Raw genomic sequence first — 19,135 nt, 5'->3', positions numbered from 1 at the left:
GAGGCGGGCGCCTCAGTAAGCCCGGATCCACCGAGGCGATGAGCTGACTGCGGCGCGCCTCAAAGATCAAATGCCTCCTGAGCAGGGACGATGTGTCGTGCGACGGACACGATCAGCCCGACCGAGGAGGCATCTGACGGGTGCGAGCATCTCATGACTTGACGCGGGTGTCGGTGAGCTACGACGAACCCAATCTCGTGTCGGCGGCCGGGCTGCTCCCGGCAGCGGCGTTAGCGCAGAAGCTCGGCGTCGCCGAGCTGGTCGGGGATCGGGTGCGGCTGGCCTGCCATGGCGCGAACGGCGGGACGAAGGCGCTGTCGGTGGTCGGGTCGATCCTGGCTGGTGGAGACTCCATCGACGACGTCGCCGTACTGCGGGCCGGGGCGATGCCGGCGCTGTTCGACCAGGTCCGGGCGCCCTCGACGATCGGCACCTGGTTACGGGCATTCAAGTGGTCGAACGTACGTGAGCTCGACGCGGTCACCCGCGGGCTGCTGGCGCGGACCTGGGCGGCCGGGGCCGGTCCCACCGACCCGGCAGGGCCGGTGACGGTGGACATCGATTCGACGATCTGCGAGGTCCACGGCCGCGACAAGCAGGGCGCGGATTACGGCTACACGAAAGTCCGCGGCTATCACCCGCAGCTCGCGACGTGCGCCGAGACCGGGCAGGTGATCTTCTCCCGGCTGCGCGGCGGAGCGGCCGGCGCAGCCCGGGGCGCGAAGTCGTTTCTGACCGAGACCGTGTCCCGTTTGCGTGACGCCGGCGCCACCGGGCCGCTCACGGTGCGGGCGGACTCGGCGTTCTACTCCCGCGCGATGATCTCCACCGCGCGCAAGTTCGACGTCCGCTTCTCGGTCACCGCCCGCCAGGACCGCAAGATCCGGGCCGCGATCGAGGCCATCCCCGAGCACGCGTGGCAGCCCATTCCGTACTGGCTGTCCACCCCGGAAGTCTCCGGCGCCGATATCGCCGAGACCCGCTACACCTGCTTCGCCAGCACCAAGGACGCGGTCGAGGTGCGATTGGTCGTGCGACGGGTCCGTCCCACGCCGGGATCCCAACTGGCCCTGTTCACCAACTGGGACTACCACGCCATGGTCACCGACCGGCCGGGCGAACTCGTCGAGATCGAGGCCAACCACCGCCGCCACGCCGTGGTCGAGCAGTCCATCGCCGAACTCAAGTCCGCCGGGCTGGCCCACCTGCCCTCCGGACGGTTCATGGCCAACGCCGCCTGGCTCGCGCTCGCGGTCATCGCCCACAACCTCGCCCGCGCCGTCGGCTCCCTGGCCGGGAGGCCCCGCACGACGATGGCGACCCTGCGCCGGCAGCTGTTCACCACCCCGGGTCGGCTAGTGCACACCGCCCGCCACCTGCACCTACGGCTACCGAGCCGCTGGCCCTGGGCCGATCAATTCCGGACCGCTCTGGCCGCCGTCACCGCGCTACCCGCGCCAGGCTGACCAGCACTTCCCTGTCCTCTACCAGGAACCTCGGAGCAGCCGACCAGACCGGCAAGATCAGCACGCTAATTTCTGAAACGTCATCGCCAACCACTCTCCGACAACCAGCAGATGATCACCGAGCAGCTGCCTCGGTGGATTCGGGGTAAGGGCTCGAACTGCGCTGGCCGATGACCCGGGCCGGTCGAGGTAGGTCTCGACGACGTCGGCGCCGGGCTCGGCGCGCAGCCAGGCCAGCACCGCGGAGGCATCCAGCGCTGCGGGGCCGGCGCCGGGGAGTCCGCCCCGCCGGGGTCTACTCGGCTCCGGCGCGCAGCGCCTCCGCGATCTTCTCGATGTCGGCGAGCTGCCCGGTGGCCACGGCGAGCACCAAGCCCACAGCGTCGTCGTTGTAGATCGTGAGCCGCTCGTTGTTGAGCCGCAGGAAGGCGTAGGTCGCCGCGAGCGCGGTCCGCTTGTTGCCGTCCACGAACGCGTGGTTGGTGGCGAGGGACTGGAGTAGTGCGGCGGCCTTCGTCCAGACGTCGGGGTAGGCGTCCTGCCCGAACGCGGACGCCTGCGGCCGGTACAGGGCGGACTCGACGAGGCCCCAGTCCCGGACGTGGAGCTGCCCGTGCTCGACGGCGAGGCGGCCGTAGTAGAGGAGCTGCTCCGTCGTCAGGTAGCGGGTCACAGGTCAGCGAGGCGCCGGAACGCCGGGCCGTACTCGCGGAGCATGTCCGCGGCGATGGCCTGGTCATCCTCGGACACGCCGATGGGCCCGCCGTCCTGGTCGGCGGCGATGTCCTCGCTGTCCTGCCGGGGCTGAGGGAAGAATCCCTGGCGCTCGCTGGCCGCAGCTGTCTCGTCGCGGGGGGTGCGGTCGGTCCGGGCCATGCGGAAAGAGTACAGCTGCACGACGGCGCCCCCCCAGCCCGGTTTGTTGGGTGAGGGCCGTGCCGTTGCTGCTCAGGCGCCGTGGCGGCGGCCGCCGAGACCTCAGTCGTTCAGATCCCGGACGACGATCCGGCGGAGCAGCAGGAGCCGCAGCGCGCCCACCACCACGATGATCAGCGCGAGAGTGGTGCCGCCGTTGACGGCCGCCGCCGTCCAGGCGTGGTCGAAGCGGTCGTAGCCGCCGAACAGGCGTATCCCCAGCAGCGCCCCAGGCCAGGACTGTGTAGTAGATCCAGCCCTTCAGCTCGCGCAGGAGGGTGACGATGTCCAGGGCCCGGTGGATCCCGATCCGGACGGTCTCCGGCCGGTCGTGGCGCGGTGCGCTGGCCACGGTCAGGACTCGCAGTCGGCGATGTCGTGGGTGGAGAGCAGGTCGGCGCCGTCGAGGTCGAGCGTCCAGAACCGCTCGTGCGGGGCACCCCACTGCGCGGCCGAGGCACAGCACCAGCAGCGCTGGACCGTGAACAGCTCGCCCGCGGTGAGCCGGTGCCGGCGGGCGAAGACCTGGTCCACTGCGGCGTGCGGATCGGGTGGGAGCGGCGGCCGGGGACCGGCGGTGCCGGGCCGGTCCGGCAGGGCAGTGCGCAGCGAGCAGGTGACGGTGTCGTGGCGGGCGAAGAAGCCGGGGTCGTCGTCCCAGAACCGGTCGGGGGCGACGGCCGGCATCCGGACCGCGCTGGCGCAGATCCAGACATCAGCCAGGGTCCGCAGGACGTCGGCGGGCAACAGGTGGCGGTGCACCCACAGCTCGCTCAGGTCGGCGGGAAGCGTCGCCGGGGGCGCGGGGTAGACGGTCGATCCGTGCGGTGTGGACATGTCCGTGCTCCCTTGCCTCGTTGAGCGAACGGGTGCGGTGCCGGTGCCCGGGGTCTACCGGATGGGTACGACAGTCACGCCGACGTCGAGGGCGGTCCAGGCGGTGTCGGCGGTGATCGCCGGGCCGTCGAGGCGGGTGGCCAGGGCCAGGCAGCACCGATCGCCCAGGGACAGCCCGGCCGCGCGGGTGACCGGCCACAGGGTCGCCGCGGTGACCGCGTCGGCGGCGGTGACCGGTTCGGTCCGGATCCCCAGGGTGCGCAGCTGGCGCAGGGTGCGGTCGGCGTCGACGCCGCGCTGGGCCAGCTTCTGGTAGACCTCCGAGAGGTTCACCGCCGAGAGCACCGCCGCGTCGAGGTAGGTCTCGACGACCTCGGCGCCGGGCTCGGCGCGCAGCCAGGCCAGCACCGCGGAGGCATCCAGGACCGCAGGGCCAGAGACCGAGCCAGGGATCGAGCCGGGGCCGGGTCGGGGGCAGCGGAGCCCGCTTCGTCGCCTGCGCTCACCGGGCGTCCTCGGCGGCCGCCTCGGCGCGGCGCTCGGCGAGCAGCTCGTCGGTGACCGAGACCGCCGGGTCGCCCTGCCAGGCCTCGGCGATCTCCCGGCGCATCCGCGCGACCAGCTGGGCACGGGACTCCATCACCACCCGCCCGTCCTCGACCGACAGCAGCAACGCCGACCCGGCGGCCAGGCCCAGATCACGACGCACCTGCGCGGGGATCAGGATCCGGCCGTCCCGATTGACGACGACCTCGGCATGTCCCGCATCGTCCACCTGCTCCGACATGCGACCGAGTCTAGCGCAGATGTGTCCACTATCTGTCAGGACACTCCACACGACGACAGGAGAGCCGGTGCACCCGCATCGCAGTTCTACGCAACATAACGTTGCTTCTGTCGCGTAGCACGGCAAGCCCGGCGAGCCTATCGTATCGTTTCGTTGCAACGAAACAATATACAGAACGGTTGACGCAACGATACGAAACGGCTAGAGTCGCGATCGTGGACGAGCAGCCCTTCCCTGATAGCCCGGCCGGCGACGAGACGCCGGCGGCCGCGCCGGCTGCTGCGTTGCCGCCGCTGCACAGTCCCGTCGCCGACGGTGAGGACGGTGACGAGGCCGGCGCCGGTGACGTGGCGGCCGCGGATGCCACCGGCCCGGCCGAGGCGGCGTGGCGGGCGCGGCGCGGCCAGCCGGAGGTTGAGCCGTGCCAGTTCCCCGGGGGCTGCGCGAACACGATGGAGTACGCCGGGTCGGGGCGGCGGCCGAAGTACTGCTACCAGGTCGTGGGCGGGGTGATGCACGACCGGGTCAACGCCAAGCGGATCGCCGACGGCGGGGCGCCGGCACGGCGCCGCGGTGAGCCCGACGACACCCTGGCGCGGCCGATCGCCCGGGCCGGGCAGACCGTCACCGAGCAGGTCGCCACGCTGATCGCCCGCCTCGATGAGGGCGGTGGGGAGCTGCGTGATGCCCTGGGCACCCTGGCCGACCCCGAGGCCGTCGCCGCGGAGATCGCTGCCGCCCGCCGCGCTGCACGCGCGGAGGTCGACGCGGCCCAGGCCGCGACCGACGAGGCCCGTGCCCAGGCCCGGGCCGGGCGCGACGCCGCCGACGCCGCCCGCCGCTCGGCCGCCGCGTCCGATGCCGAGGCCGCCGACGCCGTCGAGACCGCCCACGCCGCGGAACAGGCGCGCGAGACGGCTGTGGCCGAGCGCGACCACGCCCGCGATCAGCTCGCCCAGACCCAGGCTGCGCTGCAACAGCAGGTCGTCGAGCTGACCGCCGAACGCGACGCGGCCCGGGCCGACACCGACCGGGTCACCACCGAGCTGAGCGCGCAGCTCGACACGCTGCGCGTCGAGCTGACCTCGGCGATCACCGAACGCGACACCGCGGCCGCCGCCCGCGACACGGCGGCTGCCGAGGTGGAACGGGTCGGTGTCGAGCTGGCCGCTCTGACCCGTGACCACACCCGTCTCGACAGCGAGCTCACCGAGGCCCGGCGCCGGGTTGAGCAGCTGGGCGCCGAACGTGACACCGCCGTCGCGGACCTGGCCGCGACCCGCCAGGACCGCGACCGCGTCGAGACCGAACGCACTCGTCTGGCCGATGAGCTGCACGACGTCCGCGAGCAGGCCGCCGAGCACCGGGCGGCTCGGGCCGGTGCTGAGAGCACTCTCGCCGCGGTGCGTGAACAGCTCGTCCGCGACGTCGATCGCGAGCGCGCCTACGGCGAGCAGCGCCTCGCCGACGCCGACACCCGCCACACCGCTCAGCTCGCCGAGCTACGCACCGACCTCGCTCGGGCCCGGGGCCAAGTACCCGGCCGCACCCGCCGGCAGGACCGCGATCTCGACCCGGACGACAACACCAGCACCGGCGACCGCGCCGCTGACGACCCGCCCGCCACCAAGCCGTCCGAGCAGGCTGCCGCGCCGCGTGGGGCCCGGGCCCGCCGGCCCCGCGCCGCTCAGCGCCGTCCCGGACCCACCGCCACCCAAGCGCCCGCACCGACCGAGCAGCCCGGCGACACCGACGCCCAGGAGTGACGCTCCATGAACCCCGCACCCCACGCCGGTCCCGGACCCGCGGGCCGCCCGCAGCGCTCGGCCCGGCCGGTGAACACCGCCCCCTCCCCCACCGTCACCACCCCTGCCGGCACCACGCCTGCCGGTACCGCCGCGGGTGCGCAGACCCTGCGCTGCAGGCGGTGCGGGCAGCCCCCGGCCGATCCGCACCAGCAGATCCTGATGAGCGCGCTGTGGCTCGTCGACGGCCCGCAGGGCCCCACCCAGGTCCGCTACTGCCGCGCCTGCCCACCCACCGGGCCGATCACCGACCTGACCTGCCTGATCTGCGGTGACGGCCCCCTGCTCGTCGGGGACCTCGCCGCCGCACCAGACGACACCCTGCCCGCACCCACCCGGGCCTGGCTCACCACCGCAGGCTGGCGCCTGGACGGGCCCCTCTGCCCCACCTGCCACCCCGCCCAGCGGACCCCGCGATAATCCGCCCCGGGCGGCCCGCGCGCCTCGGCCGCGCCGGTTCCGACACCCACACCCACACCCCCGCACCCGCGGAGTCTGAAGGCCCGCCCGGCACGACCCGGCCGACGCTGTCGGTATGCGCCGAGGTGGAGGGTGGGAAAATGTGATCATGGGTCAGACGCGACACCGGTCGAACAAGCTGCAACGCCTGGTCGACGACTTCGCCCAAACCTGCCGGCACCGCGGTATCGAGGTCTCCCTGCCGGTGATCGAGCACGGTCTGCGCGACCGCATCGATACGGTCGCCCACCACATGGGCGTCACCTCCGCCACCGCGCTGCGCCGCTACTTCGACGACTCCTGGGGCCGCGAGATGGCCGAACAGTTCTGTGTCGACGTCGAGGCCGGCCACGCCCGGCTCGCCGACGCCGCTGACGTTGCCGACGCGGTACTGCCGGTGGCATTCCTGGGCCGGCTGGTCGCCGCGCTCGGCCAAGCCCAGCTATTCGCCGCGGTGAACACCGACCCGCACACCACCGGACCCCACCCGGCCGACGGCGCCCCCGCAGACTCCCCCGCGCTGCAGCTGCTGCCCGTACTCGACACCCTGCGTCCCACCGTCGGCCGGTTCGAGCCCTGGACCGCCGCCGAAGCGAACACCGGTCTCGGCCTGGCCCTGCGCACCGCCGGCCGCGCCGGCCTCGAACCCGACGAGGCCCAGGTCCCCGGCCGGGTCCTGGCCCAGACCCGCGAGGTCCTCGAGGACTTCACCCGACGCCTGCAACCCGGACCGGGGCAGTGGCGAGCATGCCGATGCGACGGGCCCTGCGCCGAACAGGACACCCCCACCCAGGTCCGTGACGCCGTCCGCAGCGACCTCGACCTGCTCCACCTCGCACTCGACCACCACACCATCGGCCAGACACCGGCCGGGCACAACGACCACCACGACAGCGACGGCGACGGCGGGGCTCGGGTGCTGCGCTTCATGCGCTCACCGACGACCGAGCAGGGACTGAGCCTTTTTCAACCTGACCAGCGAGCTTCTGCGTCAGGAGATCGCGAAGGTTGCAGCGCAACTGCTCTGACCACAGCTGCACAGGTCACCGGCTCGCCAGCTCGGCGTCTGCACCCACACAACCAGGCCCCTGAGCTGCCGGAACGGCAGGTTGAAAAAGGCTCATGGCCCCAGACACGCGTTCCTGACGCTGGTGTGGGCCATACACCCCCGAGACAGCTCCACCCGTGTGTTCACCGGGGGACGGTTTAGAACGTGCTCCGGGCCTGTCTCGTGATCGGTGTTTCGGCGTCGTTGCTCAGTAGGTCTCGGCTCCCGGCCAGCGGTCACCGAACGTGATGGCGAACGCGTTGATCACGGGCTTCCAACGCATCGTCCACCTCGTGCGGCCCGTCCCGGTCGGGTCCAGGCTGCGAGTCACAAGATACAAGCATTTCATCGCAGCCTGCTCAGTGGGGAAATGACCACGCGCCCGCACCGCGCGCCGGTAGCGGGCGTTAAGCGATTCGATCGCATTCGTAGAGCAGATCACCCTTCGAATCTCGACGTCGTAGTCCAAGAACGGCACGAACTCTTCCCACGCGTTGCGCCATAGCCGGATCATCGCCGCGTACTTACGGCCCCATTTCTCGTCGAGCTCATCCATAGCGATAAGTGCTGCATTCGGGTTGGGCGCGGCATAGATTGGTTTGATGTCGCGCTTCACCGCGTCCCAGTCCTGTCGACCCACCAGCCGGAAAGTGTTTCGGATCAGGTGCACGACGCAGGTTTGGACAATGGTTTGCGGCCACACGTTGGCCACGACCTCCGGGAGTCCTTTGAGGCCGTCGCAGACCAGGAACAGCACGTCACGCACGCCGCGGTTCTTCAGGTCGACCAGCACGCTCATCCAGAACTTCGCGCCCTCACTGCCGACGCCCATCCACAGCCCCAGCACGTCCTTGCAGCCGTCCACGGTGACGCCGATGGCTGCGTAGACCGGCCGGTTGGCGACCTGCCCGTCCCGGACCTTGACGTGGACAGCGTCGATGAACACCGCGGCGTACACCGAATCCAACGGCCGACCAACCCAGTCATTCATCTCGGCGACGACCTTGTCGGTGATCCGCGAGACCGTCTCCTTCGATACTGACGCCCCATAGATGTCAGCGAAATGTGCGGAAACCTCCCCGGTCGTCATCCCTTTCGCATACAGCGACAGTACGACCTCGTCGACATCTGTGAGGCGCCGCTGACGCTTCTTCACGATCTGCGGCTCGAAAGTGCTGGCCCTGTCTCTCGGAACGTCGATCTCCACGTCACCCGCGGCATCCGAGAGAACCGTCTTCGAGCGGGACCCGTTCCGCACGTTGGTGGATTCCCGGCCGGGGTCGGCCCGGTTCTTGTCGTGCCCGAGGTGCTCGGTCATCTCCTCGTTCAGCGCCGTTTCCAGAACATTCTTGGTAAAGAGCTTCAACAGGCCGTCCGGGCCGGTCAACGCCAGCCCGCGCGCCTTCGCCTCGGCCACCATCGCCGCCGCAGCGGCCCGCTCCGCCGACGCCTGCCGAGCAGGCTTCGGGTCACCCTCGCTTGGATCCACAAGGTCCGATGTCATCACTGTCCGTGCCCATCTCGCCGGACCTCAGCCCGGCGTGTCGGGCCGAAAACACCGATCTTGAAACAGTCCCCGTGCTCCCCCGGAGGAGCGCTAGATGTGATGTCCAGGCAGGTTGGTCAGGCGACTGATCGGCGGTAGGCCGTTGGTTGCGCTGTGGGGCCGGTGGTGATTGTAGAAGTGCAGCCAGCCGGGGAGCGCGTCTCGCCGAGCCGTTTCGCAGGGGTGGAAGCGGGCGTATGCCCACCCGTCGGCGAGGGTGCGGTGGAAACGTTCGATCTTGCCGTTGGTCTGAGGCCGGTAGGGCCGGGTTCGCTTGTGGGTGATGCCCAGTTCGCTGCAGGTGTCACGCCAGGCGTGTGAGAGTGTGTTTGAGAAGGATCGGTGTGTCTGCGCCGCGCGAGCTGGGATCCGGTCCCCATCGTGGATGGGTGGCTCGGCGTCAGCGGCGGTACCTCTCGGACACCAGCGACGCCCAGTCTCCAGCACGTTCTTGGTGAACAGCTTCAACAGCCCGCCCGGGCCGGTCAGCTCCAACCCGCGCGCCCGCGCGTCGGCCACCATCGCCGCCGCGGCGGCCTGCTCCGGGGAAAGCTGACGCCCTGAACCCGTCTCATCCTTGGCTGAACCCACAAGGTCCGATGTCATCACTGTCCGTGCCCATCTCGCCGGACCTCAGCCCGGCGTGTCGGGCCGAAAACACCGATCTTGAAACAGTCCCCACGAGTGCGATCGGCGTCTCCGGTCGGTACATCAGGTGGGCGACTGCGCGTCGTCGCACGGGAGATCCGCGCCGCGGCCGGTGAGGAAGGTGGACAGCAATGCGGTGACCTGCTGTGGGGCCTCGACATTGGCCAGGTGCGCAGCCCCGTCCACGACGGCGTAGCGGCCGTCCGGCACCCCGTTGGCGATCAGCTTCAGCATCTCGGGGGTGCGGCCGAGTCGGCGCGGGCGGCGATGGCCAGTACGGGGACGGTGATGTCGGGAAGCCTGCGCCGCACGTCGAAGGCTCCGATCGCCTCGCAGCACCCGGCGTAGCCCTCCGGGTCGGTCGCGCCGAGCATGCGCAGCAGGCATACCGCCTCCTCGTTGTGTGTGTCCACGAACTCGTGGGTGAGCCAGACGCCGGGTCGGCTGGTGACCATCGAGGAGGTGCCTCGGGCACGCACCGTCTGGGCGTGGGAGGAGGGCCAGCTCGACGGCTCGGCGAACCGGGCGGCCGAGGCGAGCACCGTCAGGGTCGTCAGACGCCCGGGGGAAGGCGAGGGCGATCTGCTGGCCGATGGCGCCGCCGATGGAGACACCCACGTAGTGGACGCGGCCGATGGCGAGCCGGTCGAGCAGGGCCACGACGTCGCGCGCGAGACCGGCCATCGTGTACGGCCCGGCGGGTGCCGGGCTCGCGCCGTGTCCGGGCAGGTCGTAACGCACGATGCGGAACTCGTCGCCCAGGGCGTCGACCTGGACGTCGAACAGGTGCAGGTCGGTGCCCAGCGACGGTCCGAGCACGAGGACGGAGGCGCCCTCGCGACCGTCGGCCGGTGCGCGAGGGTGATCGGGGGGTGGACGAACTCGACCTCCGGTTCGGGTGCGCCCGTCCAGTAGGTCCCGGCGGCGTCGACGACGCTGAACAAGCCCTTCTCCCACCCGTCGGCGAGCGGGGCGAAGTAGTCGAACGAGACGCGTTTGCGCCGGTAGCGCCATTCACCGTCGACGTGCACGAGGCGGTCGTCGTAGCGGCCGGCGGCCACGTGTGGGACCCCGTCGCGGACACAGGGCTGCCACAGCAGCGAGTGGACGCGCGCCGTCGCGGGCTCCCCCACCGACGGCGTGGTCGTCCAGCTCGACCTCCAGGTTGGACACGTGGTGCCAGAACGAGGTGAGCCCGTCGCGGGCCAGACCGACGAAGAAGCGGCGCAGACCGACCGGGCCTCGCGCGTGGCGGAGGCCGACGAACTCGCCGTCGTCGGTGAACAGCGAGACCAGGGTGTCTCAGTCGCCGTTGTCGAGGGCCCGGCAGTAGCGCGCGTCGAGGGCCCGGATCTCCTCGATGACCTCCAGCCGGGCGAGACGCTGCTCCGCGGTGGTCATCGGAGCGTGCCGTTCCCGGCGAAGACGACCGAGACCGGGCCGTCCGGTGCCGGCCGGTCCCCCACGGCCGCGACGATCCGCACCCGCCCGCCGGGCAGCACCTCGACGTCGCCCGCACAGCCGTCCACGAGACCGCAGTAGCGGCCGGGCGGTGGGAGCGCCGTCCCGGGATCAGGACGGACGACGTCACCGCGGCGCGCGCCGTCGACCCGGTGCGGGCGGCCGAGGGCCCGCGCCGCGGCGTCGAGCCGGCCCGATCGGATGCACCGCCGGGCGTGGGTGGACGAGCAGGGAGCGTCGACCGCCTGCAGCAGCGGCACCACGTGGGTGGTGAAGCCGAGACCCGTCCCCAGAGTCGCCAGCGTGGTGACGTCGCCGGCGGCGCGGACGCCGAAGGTGAAGTTCGCACCGACGACGACCGCCGCGGCCTCCAGCCCGCGGGCGAGGACGTCGCGGGCGAACTCATGCGGGGTCCGGGCGGCCAGCCCGGTGGTGAAGCGGAGTACGCAGACCGCGTCGACGCCGGCGGCGGCCGCCAGCTCCGCGCGGCGGTCCACGGTGGTCAGGACGGCGGTGTCGCGGTCGATCCCGAGCACGCGGGCCGGATGCGGGTCGAAGGTGAGCAGCACGACCGGTAGCCCCCGTTCCCGCCCGACGGCTCGGGCGTGGTCGATGAGGCGTCGGTGGCCACGGTGGACGCCGTCGAAGACCCCGACGGTCACCACGCAGGGGCCGAAGCGGTCAGGGACGGCGTCGACGCCCCACCACAGCGGGACGACGGGCCGACTCGGGGTGCGATCGGGTGCCTGGGCGGTGGTCATGACCGGGACCTCCACGTCACGGTTACGCCGACGGGTGGGCGGACCCCGTGCGGGGCCGCCCACCCGTACGGACTACTCGGGTTCGAGGACGAAGTCGTGGTCCGAGCGGACCTCGGCGCCGTTCCCGGTGGGCTGCGGGTCGAGGACGAGCTCCGGCTTGGTCGCCGAGGCGACGTCGGAGTCCAGGTACCGGTCACCGGTGAAGAACAGCTGGGTGGTGACCGTGCGGTGCCCGGGGGCCGAGACCAGCAGGTGTAGGTGCGCCGGTCGCCACGGACTCCATCCCGCCGACTCGGTGAGCTTCCCGGTGGGGCCGTCCAGCGGGATCGTGTACGGGGCGGGCTTGCGGGTGTGGATCTCGAACCGGCCCTGCTCGTTGCAGGCGACGACGCCGCGCAGGTTTCCGGGCGGGGGCTTCTCGGCGAAGCCGGAGTACCAGCCCTCGTCGTCGGTGTGCCAGATGTCGACCGACGCCCCGGACAGCGGGGTGCCGTCGGTGCCGGTCACCTGCCCGGCGAGGACCAGCGGCGTGCCGGGCTCGTCCTCGCGCATGGGCAGGGTCGCCGGCGAGCTCAGCCGGGCCTGGCCGTCGAGCCAGAACGGGCCGAGGATGGTGCCGGTCGAGCCCTCCTGGGGCTCGGCGGCGACGCGCTCGACCTCGAACTCGAGGTAGACGTCGAGGAACAGCGGCCACTCCCCGGTGTCGGAGACGTCGATGAGCCAGCGCTTGAACGCGTCGAACTCGGCGTAGGTGACTTTGTGGTCGCGGATCGCGGCGCGGATGCCCTCCAAGGCGGCGCCCACGACGGTGGCGACGCGCTCGGCGTCGCCCCGTCCGGTCCCGGCTGTGTCCCGCTTGCTGGACAGCCCGAGGCGGGCGGACTCGGTGGCGTTCGCCCCGGCGAGCCCGGCACCGGACGGGGCGACGCCGTGGTCGGTGGTGGTCATGACGCGTCCCCTTTCAGCGGCCGTTGCGGCCGAACAGCCGCACGTCGTCGTTGTTGATGAGGTCGGGGACGGTCCAGCCGTTGAGGTCGTACTCGGACAGGCACTGCTCGGCGAAGCCCTTCATCGCCGACGCTGTCCCGGATGCCTCGGCGGCGAACAGGAGTTCCGCGCGGACACCCTCGTGGTTGCCGGAGTAGTTGCGCTCGTAGAGCTCGTGGCGGCCGCCGAACTCCGAGCCGATGGAGTCCCAGATGAGCTTCATGAGTTTGACCCGGTCGACGGCCTCGTAGCCGTTGGAGCCGCGGACGTACTTGTCCAGGTAGGGCCGGACCTCCGGCGACAGGAAGTCCACGGAGTGGCTGGGCAGGTAGATCAGCGAGGCGCCAAGGTCCTGCATGATGATCTCCTTGACCCGCGGGTAGCCCAGGGTCATGAACCAGCGGTAGGCCAGGCCGTAGTCGAGCTTGGGCAGCTTCGCCCCACCGACCCACTCGTCGGGGTTGGCGCACATTGCGTCCGACAGCGCCCAGAACATGTTGCGCCAAGCGATGACCTCACCGACTCGGGTCTGCACGCCGCGGAAGTCCTTGGAGCCGGTGACCTCGAGGCCCTTCATCAGCAGACCGGCGATGAAGTCGAGCTTGACCGCGAGCCGGGTGACGCCGTGGAAGGTGAAGCGGTGCAGGAAGCCCGACCCGGGGAAGAACGTCGACGCCTTCTCCGCGTCGCCGTAGATGAAGACGTTCTCCCAAGGGATGAGGACCTTGTCCAGGATGAAGATCGTGTCGTTCTCGTCCATCCGCGACGACAGCGGGTAGTCGAACGGGCTGCCCATCATCGAGGCCTGCTGGGCGTAGGACGGCCGGCAGATCAGCTTCATCCCCGGTGCGCCCATCGGGACCGTGCAGACTAGCGAGTACTCACGCTTCTTGATCGGCAGACCGTAGTGGGCGAGGAAGTTGAAGTGGGTGATCGCCGAGCCGGTGGCGACGACCTTCGCCCCGGACACGACGACGCCGTTGTCGTTCTCCTTCTCGACGTGCATGAACACGTCGGAGACCTCGTCGGGCGGGCGGTGCCGGTCGACCGGCGGGTTGATGATCGCGTGGTTCCAGTAGAGGACCTTCTCCTGGGACTCGGTGTACCAGCGTCGCGCGTTGGCGGCGTAGGGGTCGTAGAACTCGGAGTTGGCGCCCAGGGTGCCGAGGAACGCGGCCTTGTAGTCGGGGCTGCGGCCCATGAACCCGTAGGTCATCCGCGCCCACTCGGCGATCGCCTCACGGTCCTTGCGCAGGTCCTCGACCGAGTGCGGGGTACGGAAGAACGGGTGGGTGACCCCGGTGCTACCGGTGTCGGTCGGGACAACGAGCTTGTCAGCCCGGGTCGGGGCGTGCAGCGCGTCGTAGAGCCGCGCGGTCATCCGCACCGCGTTGCGGAACGCCGGGTGCGTGGTCACGTCGGCGACCTTCTCGCCGTAGAGGTAGACCTCGCGGTCGTCCTTGAGGCTCTCGACGTACTCGTCCCCGGTCATCGGCCGGGTGACGCGGCCGTTCTCGTCGGTCGGGGTGGCGACCGAATCCTGCTGCAGGGTCATCGTCGACTCCTTCGTCGTTCGGGCTCGGGCCGGGCCGTGCGTGCGCACGGCACCGTGGGTGGTGTGGTCAGCGGGTCGCCGTCGTGCCGGCGATCCAGCTCTGGCCCTCGGGGCTGTCGGCCGAGTCGCCCCAGAGGATGGGAGCGTGGTCGTCGCCGAGGTGGTGGAACCGGCCGGTGTGGAACAGCAGCGGGGCTCCGTCGTGGATCAGGAACTCCTGGACCTCGCCCAGGTAGAGGACGTGGTCACCGCCGTCGTAGGCCTGCCAGGGAGTGCACGAGATGTGCGCCAGGGCCCCGGCAAGCTGCGGCGCGCCGCAGGTGCTGTCGTCCAGCCAGTCGACGTCCTGGTTGGGACGACCCGCGAAGTGCAGGGCGAGGTCCTTCTGCCCCGACGCGAGGACGTTCACGGCGAACGGCCGCCGCTCCTGCTCGACCAGCGCGCACAGCCGTGACCGCCGGTCCAGCGACACCAGCACCAGCGGTGGGTCGAGCGACACCGCGGTGAAGGCGTTCACCGTCGCCCCGTGCGGTGCGCCGTCGGTCCCCTGACAGGTGATGACAGTGACGCCGGTGGCGAAGTGCCCGAGACACCGGCGCAGTTCCCGCGGATCGATCGCCATCGACCGACTCCTTCCCTTACGCTTTGCGTACGTGCTGCCCGCTTTGCGTTCACCACTACTGTGTCGGGCGGGAACACACAGGTCAACGCCCCCGTCCGAGGCGGACGGACCGACTTACGATGGATTGAGAGGAACACCGTCCCAATGACCGAGGTGGCCGACGGCGCCGGGGGCCGGGACCGCATCCAGAGCATCGAGCGGGGCTTCGCCGTACTGCTCGCCTTCGACGCCGACCGGCCGCGGCCGACCAGCTCGGACGTGGCTGCGGCGACCGGGCTGTCCCGGCCGGCCGTCCGCCGGATCCTGCTGACGCTGCAGCACCTCGGCTACGTCGAGCCGGTGGGCAGCCGCTGGCGGCTGACCCCGCGGGTGCTGTCGCTCGGGCAGCGCTACTCCGCGACCCACTCGATAGTCGAGGACGCCCGCCCGCACCTGGCCCGTCTGGCCGAGGAGACCGACGAGTCCGCCTCGCTGACCGTGCTCGACGGCGCAGACGTCGTCTACGTCGCCCGGGTGCCGGTGCGCCGGATCCTGCAGGTCGAAGTGTCCCCCGGCACCCGGGTCCCGGCCACGGCGACCGCGATGGGACGGGTCCTGCTGGCTTGGGCCGAGGAGCCGGTCATCGCCCGGATGCTCGCCACGCCACCGCGGGCCTGCACCCCGCGGACCGTCACCGATCCGAAGGTCCTGCGTGGGATCCTCCGCGAGGTGCAGACCCGAGGTTGGGCACTGGCCGTCGGCGAGCTCGACCCCGACCTAATGACGCTGGCGGCGCCGGTGCGCGACCACACGGGCGCAGTGGCCGCCGCGATCGCCTCCGCGACCAGCACCGGACGGTGCTCACCGGAGAAGCTGGTCGAGACCGTCCTGCCGCACGTGCTGGCCGCGGCCGAGCGGCTCAGCCGGAGCCTGGGACGCACGTCGAGCGCCCGGTTCGGCGCCGCCCGGGACGGCTTCTACTGACCGCGTGGGCCAGTGAGCCCTTTCCAACCTGACAGTCACGAGGTCGGCGGGGTCGCGGCGTGGCATCACCGAGATGGGTGAAGCCCCTGGTAGACGGGTGATTGCTGAGATCAACCCGCGCCAACCAGGAGCTTCACCGTGCTTGTCTACCCGTCCTCGATGCAGGTGTCCAACCGCTGCCTGCAACGCCTGTCCGACGCGCTGCGCCAACGCCGGTCGATCATGGGAAGCCGGTGGCGACGTGAAGCGCCCCGGGTTCAGTGGAGGCTGAGTTCTCCCGAGATCGGAGTGTCTCGGGCTGGTTGGTGAGCGTAGTAGTTCTGTTCGTACTCGATCGGCGGCATGTTGCCGATCATGGAGTGCAGCCGCTGGGTGTTGAACCAATGCACCCAGCTCGCGGTGGCCAGCTCGAGATCCTCGACCGCACGGATCGGTCCGTCACGGCGGATGCACTCGGTCTTGTAGAGCCCGATCACCGACTCGGCCAGGGCGTTGTCGTAGCTGTCACCGACCGAGCCGATCGAGGCGATCGCGCCGGCCTCGGCGAGGCGGTTGCCGTATCGGATAGCGCAGTACTGGCTGCCTGCATCGCTGTGATGGATCAACCCGTCCAGGCGCCCGTCGGTCGTCTGACCTGCGCTGTCACGGGTCCACAACGCCATTTCCAGAGCGTCGAGCGGGAGCTCGGTTGGCATCGAGGAAGCGCAACGCCATCCGACGATGCGTCGGGAGAACACGTCGGAGACGAACGCGGTGAACACCATCCCCGACCAGGTCGGCACGTAGGTCAGATCCACTACCCAGAGCCGGTTGGGTGCGGCGGCGGTGAAGTCCCGATCGACCAGATCCGGCGCCCGGGTGGCCTGTCGGTCGGGTCGGGTGGTCAGCACTGGCGCTCCGCGGCGGGCGCCGCGTAGGCCCAGGTAGCGCATCAGCCGCTCGACGGTGCAGCGGGCGACCGGAGCGCCGTCGGCGCCCGGGACGCCGTCTCGGCGCAGCTGGTGCCACATCTTGCGGGCTCCGTAGACCCCGCGGCCCTTGGCTCGGTCCCAGAACGTGGCCTCGATCGTCTCGGCCAGCCCGGTGTCGGAGCGCGCTCGCCGCGACGGCGGGCGGGTCTTGGCTGCGTAGTAGCCGCTCGGGGCGATCGTGGCGCCGTGCTGGGTCAGCACAGCACAGATCGGCTCGACCCCGAACCGGCCCTTGTGGGCGTCGATGTAGTCGACGATCACCGCAGTCGGCGGTCGAGCTCCGCCGAGGCGAAAAACGCCGAGGCAGTCTTGAGGATCTCATTCGCCCGCCGCAGCTCGGCGTTCTCCCGCCGCAGCCGGGTCAACTCGTCGCGGTCCTCGGTCGTGACCCCGGGTGTCAGACCGTCGTCGATATCGGCCTGCTTGCACCAGCCCCGCAGCGTGTCGGGAAGGATCCCCAGCTGCGGTCCGATCCGCTTACACGCGGCGTTGACCGACAAGCCGGGCTCCTGCTGGCGTGCTTCCCGGACCATGCGCTTGGCCCGCTCACGCATCTCGTCGCTGAACTTCCTCGGTGCCGGCACGAAGACCACCTTCCCGTGGCTTCAGTGCCTCCACCAGACCCGGGGCGCTTCAGGTAGACCACGAGCTCTGGTACCTGCTGGGCTCGCGTCCCTCGGTACGTGACTGGTCAGCTGTTGGCGGTGTCGGCGAGTACTCGGCGGGCGATGGCCTCGACCTGTTCCACGGTAAGCACCGATGCGGTGTGGTCGTGCACGACGGCGCGCAGCAGGCGTCGCACCAGCGCCGAGGTGGGGATCTGCGCGGCGGCGGCTCGTTGCTTGAGTTGTGCGTCGAGGTCGCGGTCGATGCGCAGGTTCAGGGGCACGTCCAGCGCTGCGGTGCGCTCGGCGATCTCGGTCTCCGCGGCCTCGGCTTCCTCTTCAGCGTAGTCGGCGCGGACAGCGGCCACCTCTGCGTCGATGTGGGCGTGGGGATCGTCGTTGGTGGTCATGGGCCCTCCTGTCGTTCGTAGGAGCGCAGGTCGGCTCCGCTAGTCTTCCACGCGGTGACGCTGGCGTGGTGGGCCCGTGTGGCGATCACGGTGAGCACGAACCCCACGGTCGGTGAGTAGCCGATGATCCGCAGTGCGGCGCTGCGGCTTCTCGGGTCCGGGTCGCGCACGATCCGGCGGGGATCCTGCGCGGCTTCGAGCGCCCAGCCTGGTTCGATCCCTGTTGCTCCCGGGTAGCGCTCGCTGCGTCGCCGGATGTAGTCGGCGTCCTGATCCCGCCACCAGAGATCGTCCACCATGTATCGCATTGAGCCTTTTTCAACCTGACCAGCGAGCTTCTGCGTCAGGAGATCGCGAAGGTTGCAGCGCAACTGCTCTGACCACAGCTGCACAGGTCACCGGCTCGCTAGCTCGGCGTCTGCACCCACACAACCAGGCCCCTGAGCTGCCGGAACGGCAGGTTGAAAAAGGCTCACTGGCAGATCGAGAACGCGCTGCACTGGGTCCGCGACGTCACCTTCGCCGAGGACCACTCCACCATCCGAACCGTTGCCGGACCCCAGGTCATGGCCTCGCTCCGGAACCTGGTGATCAGCCTGCACCGCCTCGCCGGAGCCACCAACATCGCCGCCGCAGTACGACATCACAGCCGCGACGCGCTGCGCCCCCTCCGACTACTCAAGATCATCTGACTTTGCCGACCCCCTGGCTCAGACGGTCGGTAGCCCTGCAACGGCCACCGCCGCCGAGCAGCGCATCCCTGCGGCGCACGTGCGGAGCGCGCTCGTGGTCGTGCAGTCGGCCCTCGAGCACCTCGAGTAGCAGCCAGCCGGGGAGAGCGCCGTGGCTTGCCCCATGATCAGGCGAAGTAGCGAGATCCAAGGGGCAAAGCAGGGTGGAAACCCGAACTGGTGGCGTCGGCGCGTCGGATCGTGTTGTAACAGGTACTGCTGACAGGATGCCACGCATGAGCGAGCGGAGGCCGCGCGGCCGCAACGGGGCCGCGAAGCGCTACAAGGGTCCGCGAGAACTGGTCGGGACGCGTGTCCCGCCGGAGATCACTGACCAGATCGACGACGAGCGTGAAGCCCTCGGGCTGACCCGCAACGACTATCTCTTCGCAGCGATCCTGATGGCGCTCGAGGACCCGAAGACGGTGCAGGCGACAGCCGCCAGGCTCACCGACCAGCTCACCCGTGCTCTGCCGTCGCAAGACCAACTCCGGCTGGCCGACGAGGCCCTCCAGGAGGAGGTGCTCAGGCAGACCGCTTGACCTCGTTGCCGCTCGA

22 protein-coding genes, 1 pseudogene and 1 other annotated feature are annotated in these 19,135 nt (G+C 70.5%); of the genes and pseudogenes, 7 read left to right on the top strand and 16 right to left on the bottom strand.

Features of this window, described 5'->3' with window-relative positions; genetic code table 11:
* Positions 1 to 140 precede the first annotated feature (140 nt).
* Positions 141 to 1,466, top strand: a complete 1,326-nt coding sequence (locus tag XF36_RS28850) for an IS1380 family transposase (protein WP_064485717.1) — start codon at positions 141 to 143, stop codon at positions 1,464 to 1,466.
* A 57-nt stretch (positions 1,467 to 1,523) separates the two neighbouring features.
* Here XF36_RS28850 and XF36_RS32050 read toward each other — a convergent pair whose 3' ends face one another.
* The 6 genes from XF36_RS32050 to XF36_RS28825 all read right to left on the bottom strand — a co-directional run bounded on the left by XF36_RS32050 (position 1,524) and on the right by XF36_RS28825 (position 4,005).
* The gene (locus XF36_RS32050) at positions 1,524 to 1,706 is read right to left on the bottom strand and encodes a type II toxin-antitoxin system VapC family toxin (RefSeq protein WP_145981694.1); all 183 of its coding nucleotides are present in this window, start codon (positions 1,704 to 1,706) and stop codon (positions 1,524 to 1,526) included.
* 55 nt (positions 1,707 to 1,761) lie between these two features.
* Complete coding sequence (locus XF36_RS28845; protein WP_060715124.1) at positions 1,762 to 2,139, bottom strand: type II toxin-antitoxin system death-on-curing family toxin; 378 nt, start codon at positions 2,137 to 2,139, stop codon at positions 1,762 to 1,764.
* Positions 2,136 to 2,342: a hypothetical protein gene (locus XF36_RS28840; protein ID WP_145981693.1), complete on the bottom strand. Its 207-nt coding sequence runs from the start codon at positions 2,340 to 2,342 to the stop codon at positions 2,136 to 2,138. The genes XF36_RS28845 and XF36_RS28840 overlap by 4 nt, the downstream gene beginning before the upstream one ends.
* A gap of 393 nt (positions 2,343 to 2,735) precedes the next feature.
* Positions 2,736 to 3,218 carry a hypothetical protein gene (locus tag XF36_RS28835; protein ID WP_060715122.1) on the bottom strand — a complete coding sequence of 161 codons (483 nt, stop codon included), beginning with the start codon at positions 3,216 to 3,218 and terminating at the stop codon, positions 2,736 to 2,738.
* Between the two features lie 54 nt (positions 3,219 to 3,272).
* Positions 3,273 to 3,626 carry a type II toxin-antitoxin system VapC family toxin gene (locus XF36_RS28830; protein ID WP_238589398.1) on the bottom strand — a complete coding sequence of 118 codons (354 nt, stop codon included), beginning with the start codon at positions 3,624 to 3,626 and terminating at the stop codon, positions 3,273 to 3,275.
* Between the two features lie 94 nt (positions 3,627 to 3,720).
* A complete protein-coding gene (locus XF36_RS28825; protein WP_060715121.1) occupies positions 3,721 to 4,005 on the bottom strand; it encodes an AbrB/MazE/SpoVT family DNA-binding domain-containing protein in 285 nt (94 codons plus the stop codon).
* A gap of 215 nt (positions 4,006 to 4,220) precedes the next feature.
* On the opposite strand from XF36_RS28825, the gene XF36_RS28820 reads away from it, so the two are divergent.
* The 3 genes from XF36_RS28820 (at position 4,221) to XF36_RS28810 (ending at position 7,479) form a co-directional block, all read left to right on the top strand.
* On the top strand, positions 4,221 to 5,771 hold the full coding sequence (locus tag XF36_RS28820; protein WP_060715120.1) for a hypothetical protein: 1,551 nt from the start codon (positions 4,221 to 4,223) through the stop codon (positions 5,769 to 5,771).
* Positions 5,772 to 5,777: 6 nt separating this feature from the next.
* A complete protein-coding gene (locus XF36_RS28815; RefSeq protein ID WP_060715119.1) occupies positions 5,778 to 6,230 on the top strand; it encodes a hypothetical protein in 453 nt (150 codons plus the stop codon).
* Between the two features lie 148 nt (positions 6,231 to 6,378).
* The gene (locus tag XF36_RS28810; protein WP_145981692.1) at positions 6,379 to 7,479 is read left to right on the top strand and encodes a hypothetical protein; all 1,101 of its coding nucleotides are present in this window, start codon (positions 6,379 to 6,381) and stop codon (positions 7,477 to 7,479) included.
* A 46-nt stretch (positions 7,480 to 7,525) separates the two neighbouring features.
* On the opposite strand, the gene XF36_RS28805 is transcribed toward XF36_RS28810, so the two are convergent.
* From XF36_RS28805 to XF36_RS28780, 7 genes and pseudogenes are all read right to left on the bottom strand, one after another.
* On the bottom strand, positions 7,526 to 8,737 hold the full coding sequence (locus XF36_RS28805) for an IS256 family transposase (protein ID WP_238589343.1): 1,212 nt from the start codon (positions 8,735 to 8,737) through the stop codon (positions 7,526 to 7,528).
* A 177-nt stretch (positions 8,738 to 8,914) separates the two neighbouring features.
* Positions 8,915 to 9,184 (bottom strand): annotated as a pseudogene (locus XF36_RS31030) (integrase core domain-containing protein); the annotation flags it as partial.
* Between the two features lie 390 nt (positions 9,185 to 9,574).
* Entirely contained in the window at positions 9,575 to 10,525 is a 951-nt protein-coding gene (locus tag XF36_RS31025) for an alpha/beta fold hydrolase (protein ID WP_082375977.1), read from the bottom strand.
* A 383-nt stretch (positions 10,526 to 10,908) separates the two neighbouring features.
* The gene (locus XF36_RS28795) at positions 10,909 to 11,733 is read right to left on the bottom strand and encodes an adenylyltransferase/cytidyltransferase family protein (RefSeq protein WP_082375976.1); all 825 of its coding nucleotides are present in this window, start codon (positions 11,731 to 11,733) and stop codon (positions 10,909 to 10,911) included.
* A 72-nt stretch (positions 11,734 to 11,805) separates the two neighbouring features.
* The gene (locus tag XF36_RS28790) at positions 11,806 to 12,681 is read right to left on the bottom strand and encodes a dioxygenase (RefSeq protein WP_060715116.1); all 876 of its coding nucleotides are present in this window, start codon (positions 12,679 to 12,681) and stop codon (positions 11,806 to 11,808) included.
* Between the two features lie 13 nt (positions 12,682 to 12,694).
* Positions 12,695 to 14,275 carry a 4-hydroxyphenylacetate 3-hydroxylase N-terminal domain-containing protein gene (locus XF36_RS28785; protein WP_060715115.1) on the bottom strand — a complete coding sequence of 527 codons (1,581 nt, stop codon included), beginning with the start codon at positions 14,273 to 14,275 and terminating at the stop codon, positions 12,695 to 12,697.
* A gap of 67 nt (positions 14,276 to 14,342) precedes the next feature.
* Positions 14,343 to 14,897 (bottom strand): flavin reductase family protein, encoded by a 555-nt coding sequence (locus XF36_RS28780; RefSeq protein WP_060715114.1) that lies wholly within the window; start codon positions 14,895 to 14,897, stop codon positions 14,343 to 14,345.
* Positions 14,898 to 15,041: 144 nt separating this feature from the next.
* On the opposite strand from XF36_RS28780, the gene XF36_RS28775 reads away from it, so the two are divergent.
* Positions 15,042 to 15,860, top strand: a complete 819-nt coding sequence (locus XF36_RS28775) for an IclR family transcriptional regulator domain-containing protein (protein WP_060715113.1) — start codon at positions 15,042 to 15,044, stop codon at positions 15,858 to 15,860.
* 257 nt (positions 15,861 to 16,117) lie between these two features.
* Here the strand turns inward: XF36_RS28775 and XF36_RS28770 are convergent.
* The 3 genes from XF36_RS28770 to XF36_RS28755 all read right to left on the bottom strand — a co-directional run bounded on the left by XF36_RS28770 (position 16,118) and on the right by XF36_RS28755 (position 18,145).
* A protein-coding gene (locus XF36_RS28770; protein WP_414706267.1) for an IS3 family transposase occupies positions 16,118 to 17,385 on the bottom strand; the annotation gives its coding sequence in 2 pieces (ribosomal slippage) (positions 16,118 to 17,116 and positions 17,119 to 17,385; 1,266 coding nt in all).
* Positions 17,000 to 17,131 (bottom strand) — a sequence feature (AL1L pseudoknot). It overlaps the preceding gene by 132 nt.
* Positions 17,386 to 17,522: 137 nt before the next feature.
* Positions 17,523 to 17,846 carry a ribbon-helix-helix protein, CopG family gene (locus XF36_RS28760; RefSeq protein ID WP_060715112.1) on the bottom strand — a complete coding sequence of 108 codons (324 nt, stop codon included), beginning with the start codon at positions 17,844 to 17,846 and terminating at the stop codon, positions 17,523 to 17,525.
* Positions 17,843 to 18,145, bottom strand: coding sequence for a hypothetical protein (locus XF36_RS28755; RefSeq protein ID WP_060715193.1), 303 nt, complete (start codon positions 18,143 to 18,145; stop codon positions 17,843 to 17,845). The genes XF36_RS28760 and XF36_RS28755 overlap by 4 nt, the downstream gene beginning before the upstream one ends.
* Positions 18,146 to 18,307: 162 nt before the next feature.
* Between XF36_RS28755 and XF36_RS32045 the strand changes: the two genes are divergently transcribed.
* Positions 18,308 to 18,538: a DDE transposase family protein gene (locus XF36_RS32045; protein ID WP_068797468.1), complete on the top strand. Its 231-nt coding sequence runs from the start codon at positions 18,308 to 18,310 to the stop codon at positions 18,536 to 18,538.
* A gap of 275 nt (positions 18,539 to 18,813) precedes the next feature.
* A complete protein-coding gene (locus XF36_RS28750) occupies positions 18,814 to 19,119 on the top strand; it encodes a hypothetical protein (RefSeq protein WP_060715111.1) in 306 nt (101 codons plus the stop codon).
* The last annotated feature ends 16 nt before the right edge of the window (positions 19,120 to 19,135 follow it).

Source organism: Pseudonocardia sp. HH130629-09 (assembly GCF_001294645.1).
Classification (GTDB): domain Bacteria; phylum Actinomycetota; class Actinomycetes; order Mycobacteriales; family Pseudonocardiaceae; genus Pseudonocardia.
The sequence above is the reverse complement of the archived record's forward strand: the minus strand, read 5'-3'. Positions and strand labels throughout refer to the sequence as shown.